At 62.2% G+C, this 7,124-nt stretch carries 9 protein-coding genes; 8 read left to right on the plus strand and 1 reads right to left on the minus strand.

Annotated elements, in window-relative coordinates; all coding sequences use genetic code 11:
- A partial coding sequence (locus tag ACE3OH_RS14260; RefSeq protein ID WP_374354103.1) for an MBL fold metallo-hydrolase occupies window positions 1-330 on the minus strand: 330 nt, incomplete at its 3' end.
- A 97-nt stretch (window positions 331-427) separates the two neighbouring features.
- Between ACE3OH_RS14260 and ACE3OH_RS14265 the strand changes: the two genes are divergently transcribed.
- From ACE3OH_RS14265 to ACE3OH_RS14300, 8 genes are all read left to right on the plus strand, one after another.
- A complete protein-coding gene (locus ACE3OH_RS14265) occupies window positions 428-805 on the plus strand; it encodes a MerR family DNA-binding transcriptional regulator (protein WP_374354106.1) in 378 nt (125 codons plus the stop codon).
- 133 nt (window positions 806-938) lie between these two features.
- Window positions 939-2,105 (plus strand): isovaleryl-CoA dehydrogenase, encoded by a 1,167-nt coding sequence (locus tag ACE3OH_RS14270; RefSeq protein WP_374354109.1) that lies wholly within the window; start codon window positions 939-941, stop codon window positions 2,103-2,105.
- A gap of 145 nt (window positions 2,106-2,250) precedes the next feature.
- On the plus strand, window positions 2,251-3,432 hold the full coding sequence (locus ACE3OH_RS14275; RefSeq protein WP_374354112.1) for an acetyl-CoA C-acetyltransferase: 1,182 nt from the start codon (window positions 2,251-2,253) through the stop codon (window positions 3,430-3,432).
- Complete coding sequence (locus tag ACE3OH_RS14280; RefSeq protein WP_374354115.1) at window positions 3,432-4,103, plus strand: SDR family NAD(P)-dependent oxidoreductase; 672 nt, start codon at window positions 3,432-3,434, stop codon at window positions 4,101-4,103. The genes ACE3OH_RS14275 and ACE3OH_RS14280 overlap by 1 nt, the downstream gene beginning before the upstream one ends.
- Window positions 4,104-4,107: 4 nt before the next feature.
- On the plus strand, window positions 4,108-4,557 hold the full coding sequence (locus tag ACE3OH_RS14285; RefSeq protein WP_374354118.1) for a MaoC family dehydratase: 450 nt from the start codon (window positions 4,108-4,110) through the stop codon (window positions 4,555-4,557).
- 156 nt (window positions 4,558-4,713) lie between these two features.
- Window positions 4,714-5,853 (plus strand): acyl-CoA dehydrogenase family protein, encoded by a 1,140-nt coding sequence (locus tag ACE3OH_RS14290; RefSeq protein WP_374354121.1) that lies wholly within the window; start codon window positions 4,714-4,716, stop codon window positions 5,851-5,853.
- A 322-nt stretch (window positions 5,854-6,175) separates the two neighbouring features.
- Window positions 6,176-6,685 carry a GNAT family N-acetyltransferase gene (locus tag ACE3OH_RS14295; RefSeq protein WP_374354124.1) on the plus strand — a complete coding sequence of 170 codons (510 nt, stop codon included), beginning with the start codon at window positions 6,176-6,178 and terminating at the stop codon, window positions 6,683-6,685.
- Between the two features lie 35 nt (window positions 6,686-6,720).
- Window positions 6,721-7,068, plus strand: a complete 348-nt coding sequence (locus ACE3OH_RS14300; RefSeq protein WP_374354127.1) for a cupin domain-containing protein — start codon at window positions 6,721-6,723, stop codon at window positions 7,066-7,068.
- Window positions 7,069-7,124 lie beyond the last annotated feature (56 nt).

Raw genomic sequence — 7,124 nt, forward strand, 5'->3', positions numbered from 1 at the left:
GCTGCAATGAAACGGGGCGGCGAAGCGGCTGGCCAGCCAGTCGGCCAGGCCGATGTGGTCAGGGTGGTAGTGGGTAGCCACTACGCGTGCAAGCGGCTGGCCGGCCATGATGCCGGCAAACTGCCGCTCCCAAAGCGCGCGGGTCTCCTCGCTGTCGTAGCCGGCATCCACCGCACACCAGCCATCTGCGTCTTGCAGCAGCCACAGATTGATATGGTTGAGGGCAAACGGCAGCGGCATGCGCAACCAGAGCACACCCGGCGCAACGGCAAGCGTCTCGCCCGGCGCCGGCAGGGCATCATGAAGGGGATAGCGAAGACGATGAGGCATGGTGCGCTGCGCAAAAAAAGACCGCCGATTATGACATCAGCGGGGCGCTCTGCTATCTTCGGCCGATGATTCATCCCATCTTCACCCGCTGATCGCCATGTCTGACGACCGTACCTACACCATTACCGAACTGGCGCGCGAATTCGACCTGACGCCGCGCGCCATCCGGCATTACGAACACGAAGGCCTGCTGGCGCCGGGCCGCCAGGGGCGCAACCGGGTGTTCACCCGCGCCGACCGCACCCGGCTGAAACTGGTGCTGCGCGGCAAGCGGCTCGGTTTTTCGCTGCAGGAAACCCGCGAGCTGTTCGATCTGTACGACGCCGCCCGCGACGAGCGGCCGCAATTGGCCAAGCTGCTGGAATTTCTGCGCCCCAAGCGCGAGGCGCTGGAGCAGCAGCGACTCGATATCGATGCGGTATTGCGCGAGATGGACGTGCTGGAACACGACGCCAAGACGCTGCTGCAGGAATAAGGCAAATTTTCGATCGGTGAAATTGACGTTAACGTCAACGTCACTTAGAGTAAGCTGTTGAACGCGCGCCCGTGGCACGCGACCGGAATGACCGACTAAACCTGAGCGCCCCGCCGCTCGACAGGAACTGACCATGCATATCCCCGCCCTGAATTTTGGTCTTGGTGAAGACATCGACATGCTGCGTGAGGCAGTGCGTGGTTTTGTCGAAGCCGAAATCACCCCGCGTGCTGCCAAGATCGATGAGGAAAACCTGTTCCCGGCCGATCTGTGGCGCAAGCTCGGTGAAATGGGCCTGCTGGGCCTCACCGTGCCGGAAGAATTCGGCGGCACCAATATGGGCTATCTGGCCCATATCGTGGCGATGGAAGAAATCTCACGCGGCTCGGCCTCGGTCGGCCTCTCTTACGGCGCCCACTCCAATCTGTGCGTGAACCAGATCGCCAAGAACGGTAATGATGCGCAAAAGCGCAAATACCTGCCCAAGCTGATTTCCGGCGAGCACGTCGGCGCCTTGGCGATGAGCGAACCGAATGCCGGCTCCGATGTGGTGAGCATGAAGCTGCGCGCCGACAAGGTGGGCGACAAATACGTGCTCAATGGCAGCAAGATGTGGATCACCAATGGCGGCGATGCCGATGTGATGGTGGTGTACGCCAAGACCGATGTGAACGGCGGCTCCAAGGGCATGACCGCCTTCCTGGTCGAGCCGAAGAATTTCAGGGGCTTCAGCCATGGCAGCAAGCTCGACAAGCTGGGCATGCGCGGCTCCAATACCTACCCGATCTTCTTCGACAATGTCGAAGTGCCGGAAGAAAACGTGCTCGGCGCCGTTGGCCGTGGCGTGAATGTGCTGATGAGCGGCCTCGACTATGAACGCGCCGTGCTGGCCGGCGGCTCGCTCGGCATCATGGCCGCCAGCATGGATGCGGTGGTGCCCTATGTGCACGAGCGCAAGCAGTTCGGCCAGGCCATCGGCGAATTTGAACTGATGCAGGGCAAGCTGGCCGATATGTACGCCACCTGGAGTGCCGCCCGCGCCTATGTGTATGCAGTGGGCAAGGCGCTCGATCGCGGCGAAACCACCCGCAAGGACGCCGCTGGCGCCATCCTGTACGCAGCCGAAAAAGCCACCTGGATGGCAGGCGAAGCAATCCAGACCCTCGGTGGCAATGGCTATATCAAGGAATACCCGGTTGAGCGCCTGTGGCGCGATGCCAAGCTGTATGAAATCGGTGCCGGCACCAGCGAAATCCGCCGCATGCTGATTGGTCGCGAGTTGTTTAACGAGACGAAGTGAGACGTCACCAAGCGACGTCGTGAAACGTGAAAGGTGATGCCGCGTTGCGGCTTGTGAAATCCGCAAGGATTTGCCGCGCTGACCACCACCTTTCACCCTTCACTTTTCACCTTTCACCCCGCTTTCCCCCCGAAGGAGCCTCCCCATGTCCGATTCCATCGTCATCGTTTCCGCCGCCCGCACCCCGATGGGGGGCTTGATGGGTGATTTCAACAGCCTCAAGGCTGGCCAGCTCGGCGCTGTCGCCATCAAAGCCGCGGTCGAGCGCGCCGGCATTGCCCCTGCTGATGTTGAAGAAGTGATCATGGGCAATGTGCTGCCCGCCGGCCAGGGCCAGGCCCCGGCCCGCCAGGCATCACTCGGTGCCGGTCTGCCACTGTCGGCCAACTGCACCACCATCAACAAGATGTGTGGCTCGGGCATGAAGGCGGTAATGCTGGCCCATGACCTGCTCAAGGCTGGCAGCAATAGCGTGATGGTGGCAGGCGGCATGGAAAGCATGTCCAACGCGCCCTACATCCTGCCCAAGGTGCGCGCCGGTCTGCGTCTGGGCCATAGCGAAGTCAAGGACCATATGTTCCTCGACGGTCTGGAAGACGCTTACGACAAGGGCCAGCTGATGGGCGTATTTGCCGAGCAATGCGCCGACAAATACCAGTTCAGCCGTGAAGCCCAGGACGAATTCGCCCTGCGCTCGCTGACCCGTGCCCAGCATGCGATCAAGGATGGCCTGTTCAAGGCGGAAATCGCGGCGGTAACGGTTGCCGGCAAGAAGGGCGATACCCTGATCGACACCGACGAGCAGCCAGGCAAGGCCATGCCGGAAAAGATCCCGGCGCTCAAGCCTGCCTTCCGCAAGGACGGCACGGTCACCGCCGCCAATGCCAGCTCCATTTCCGATGGCGCCGCCGCCCTGGTGATGATGCGTGAATCGGAAGCGGCCAAGCGCGGCCTCACGCCACTGGCCCGCATCGTCGGCCATGCCAGCCATGCGCAAGAGCCAGGCTGGTTCACCACCGCCCCGGTCGGCGCCATGAAGAAGCTGTTCGAGCAAACCGGCTGGAGCGCCGACAGCGTCGATCTGTACGAAATCAACGAAGCCTTTGCCGTCGTCACCATGGCCGCCATGGTGGAATTGAACCTGCCGGCCGACAAGGTGAACGTGCATGGCGGCGCCACCGCGCTGGGTCACCCGATCGGTGCTTCGGGCGCACGCATCATCGCCACCCTGATCTACGCCCTGCGCCAGTATGGCAAGCAGCGCGGCGTAGCCAGCCTGTGCATCGGCGGCGGCGAAGCCACTGCTGTAGCCATCGAGCTGATCTGATGGGTACCGCGCTGATTATCGGTGCCAGCCGTGGCATCGGCCATGAGCTGGTGCGCCAGTACCGAGCAGACGGCTGGCGCGTGCTGGCCACCCACCGCAAGCTGAATGATGCCAAGGCGCTGCGCGAGCTGGGCGCCGAGGCGATCCGCCTTGACGTGACCGACGCAGCCGCCAGTGTGGCGCTGGCCGATTCCCTGCGTGCGGGCGAACTCGATGTGGTGGTGATCAATGCCGGCATCTTCCCGACCGGCGACAGCGACCCGGCAGCACTGGACGAGGCCAGTTTTCTCGATGGCATGCGCACCAATGTGCTGGCACCGCTGCGCCTCGCGGGCCTGTTGGGCAGCAAGGTCAAGGCAGGCGGCGTGATGGGCTTTATGTCCACCAGCATGGCCAGCCTTGGCCAGTTGCAAATGAGCAATGCGCCGTTTTACCGCTGCAGCAAGACCGCCCTGAATATGGTGGTGCGCCAGCAAACCCTGATCCTGCGTGATAGCGGTGTATTCACCGTGGCGCTCGATCCGGGCTGGGTGCAAACGGATATGGGCGGCGCTGACGCCGATATCGATGTTGCCACCAGCGTGGATGGCTTGCGCCGGGTCATTGCCAGCATCGATGCCGCCAGCTCGGGTAGTTATTTCGCCTACAACGGCAAACAGCATTCATGGTAAGGCAGTGAAACTTTATTTCGAAGACCTCAAGCCCGGCCGGGTGTTCAAATCCGGCCCCATCCTGGTGGAAGCGGCGGAAGTGCGCGACTTTGCCGAGCGCTACGACCCGCAGGACTTCCACCTCGATGAGGCAGCCGGCGCCGCCAGCGTATTCGGTACCTTGGTGGCAAGCGGCTGGCAGACTGCCGCCTATAGCATGCGCATGCTCGCCAATAGCGAACTGGCCAATATCGCCAATGGCTTGGTAGGTCTGCAGATCGACAAGCTGATGTGGCACCAGCCGGTCAAGCCGGGCGATGTACTCAGCACCGAATTTGACGTGATGAGCCGCAAACATTCGCGCTCACGCCCGCAATTCGGCGTGGTGCAACTGGCCTGGCGCACCTTCAACCAGCATGGCGATCTGGTGATGAGCCTGGAAAACGCGATCTGGGTGGCGGTGCGGGACGTGTGAAAAGTGATAGGTGAAACATGAAATGTGGTTCGCCTACGGCTCAAATTCAGTGCGGCGTTGCCGCACCACGTTTCACCGATGCCGCAAAACGGCAAGTCACGTTTCACTTTTCACTCACGCCTCACCGCGAGTGAGCAGCAAAAATTTGGAGACAGCATGATCCTCAGCGAAGAACACCAGATGATCCGCGACAGCGTTCGCGACTTTGCGCGCGAGCGTTTGTGGCCGACGGCTGGGGCGCGCGATGAAGCGCATGCCTTTCCGCATGAGGAAGTCGCCGAAGCCGCCGGACTTGGCCTGTTTGGCCTGACCGTGCCACCGGAATGGGACGGCGCCGGGCTCGATTACCTGGCATCGGCCATTGCCATTGAAGAGTTGGCGGCTGGCGATGGGGCGTTTTCCACCATCGTCTCGGTGCATAACTCGGTAGGTTGCGGCCCGCTGCTGGCCTTTGGCACGGAGGCGCAAAAGCACAGCTATCTGAAGAAGCTTGCAACAGGCGAATGGCTGGCCAGCTTCTGCCTGACCGAGCCACAGGTAGGTTCGGATGCCAGCGCGATCAAGACCCGCGCAGTGCGCGATGGCGACCACTATGTGCTCAACGGCGCCAAGCAATTCATTACCAATGGCAAGAACGGCAAGCTATCCATCGTGATCGCCGTCACCGACCCGGCAGCCGGAAAAAAGGGCCTCAGTGCCTTTATCGTACCGACCGATACGCCGGGCTATGTGGTGGCGCGGGTGGAGAAAAAGCTCGGCCAAGCGGCATCGGACACCTGTGCCATCTTGCTGGAAGACTGCCGCATACCGGCAGCCAATCTGCTGGGCCGCGAAGGCGAAGGCTACAAGGTGGCACTGGCCAGCTTGGAATCGGGCCGCATCGGCATCGCCGCCCAGGCGCTGGGCATGGCACGTTCGGCCTATGAATGCGCTCTGCGCTACAGCAAGGAACGCGTCGCTTTCAACAAGCCGATTTTCGAGCATCAGGCAGTCAACTTCCGCCTCGCCGATATGGCCACCCAGCTGGAAGCCGCCCGGCAACTGATCTGGCACGCCGCCAGCCTGAAGGATGCCGGCCAGCCCTGCCTGAAAGAAGCCAGCATGGCCAAGCTGTTCGCCTCGGAAATGGCCGAACGGGTCTGTTCCGATGCAATCCAGATACACGGTGGCTACGGCTACTTGAATGATTTCCCGGTCGAGCGTATCTACCGTGATGTACGCGTCTGCCAGATCTACGAAGGCACTAGCGATATCCAACGCCTGGTGATCGGCCGCGCGATCGGCAACGAAGTGTAAGCCCCTCCCCCTCTCCCCAACCCTCTCCCGCGAGGGGAGAGGGGGCGGTGCAGTGAGATTGCAAGCAGGGCGAGCGTTATCCGAAGTCGAGCCACCGCGTGGATGCGAGCAGCTAGCTCGGACGGCAAACTCGCAGCAAGCATCAAACGAACTACCGCCCACGAGCGCAGCGAGGCTCCCTCGCGGCGGCGAGGGCGGGGGGAGTGGGATCAATCCAGGATTGATCGCCTCTCTGAGCGCCACGAATAGTCAGCGCCCGGCTTTGCCGGGCGAAGCACTGCAGCGACAGATTTCGCTGACGTTATTTGCAGGAAAGCGATCAATGCAGGAACAAATCCAACGCATCCGTGCCGACCAAGCCGATGTGTTACGCGGCCTGAGGCTCTCTGGCGTGGAAAACGCGCCCGATGCCTTCGGTGCGCGCTATGCCGAGATCGCCAGCCGGCCCGAGCAGTATTGGGCCGAGCATGTCGCCCACTATGCCGATAGCGACGATGCCGCCACCTTTGTGCTGTACCGCGCCGGGCGCGCCGTCGGTATGACCGGTGCCTATCTGGAAGGCGGGCGGCGCGACCATGCGTTTATCTGCAATATGTGGGTAGACCCGGCATTTCGCCGTGGCGGCGCCGGTGCACGGCTGGTCGACACGGCCAACCGCTGGCTGGCCGAGCAAGGTGCCGAGCGCATCAATGCCTGGGTGGTGGAAACCAACCAGACTGCCCTGCGCTTTTATGACACCCTGGGCTTTGTCCGCACCGGCCACACCCGCCCCATGCCACACCAGCCGCAATACACCGAATTGCTGCTGGCCTTTGATACCGCCCTGCTATAAACCGGCGCACTGCCCCCTCTTCCAGCGAGCCCTGCATGCAGACCTTTCATCTCGACGCACTGAGCACCGACCGGCAAACCCTGGCCGAGCCCTACCATGAGTTTCTGCGCGCCAAAGACATGAGCGCCGGGCTCTACCATCTGCAGCCGGGCAGCCCCGACCCGCAAGGCCCGCATCAGGAAGACGAGCTGTACTACGTGATCCGTGGCGCAGGCGCCTTCGAGATCGACGGCAATCGCATCGAGGTCAGCGCCGGCAGCATCCTGCATGTACCGGCTCGCGTCCCGCACCGCTTTGTCGACGTGCGTGAAGCGCTCGATGTGCTGGTGGTGTTTGCGCCAGCCGAATCGGCGCCTACCGTGGCGATACCGCACAGCGCCTGATTGCGTAGGTCGGAATTCATTCCGACAGCAACGCCAATTACGCCTCTCTTACAGAC

This window comes from Chitinimonas sp. (assembly GCF_041904975.1).
GTDB lineage: Bacteria > Pseudomonadota > Gammaproteobacteria > Burkholderiales > Chitinimonadaceae > Chitinimonas.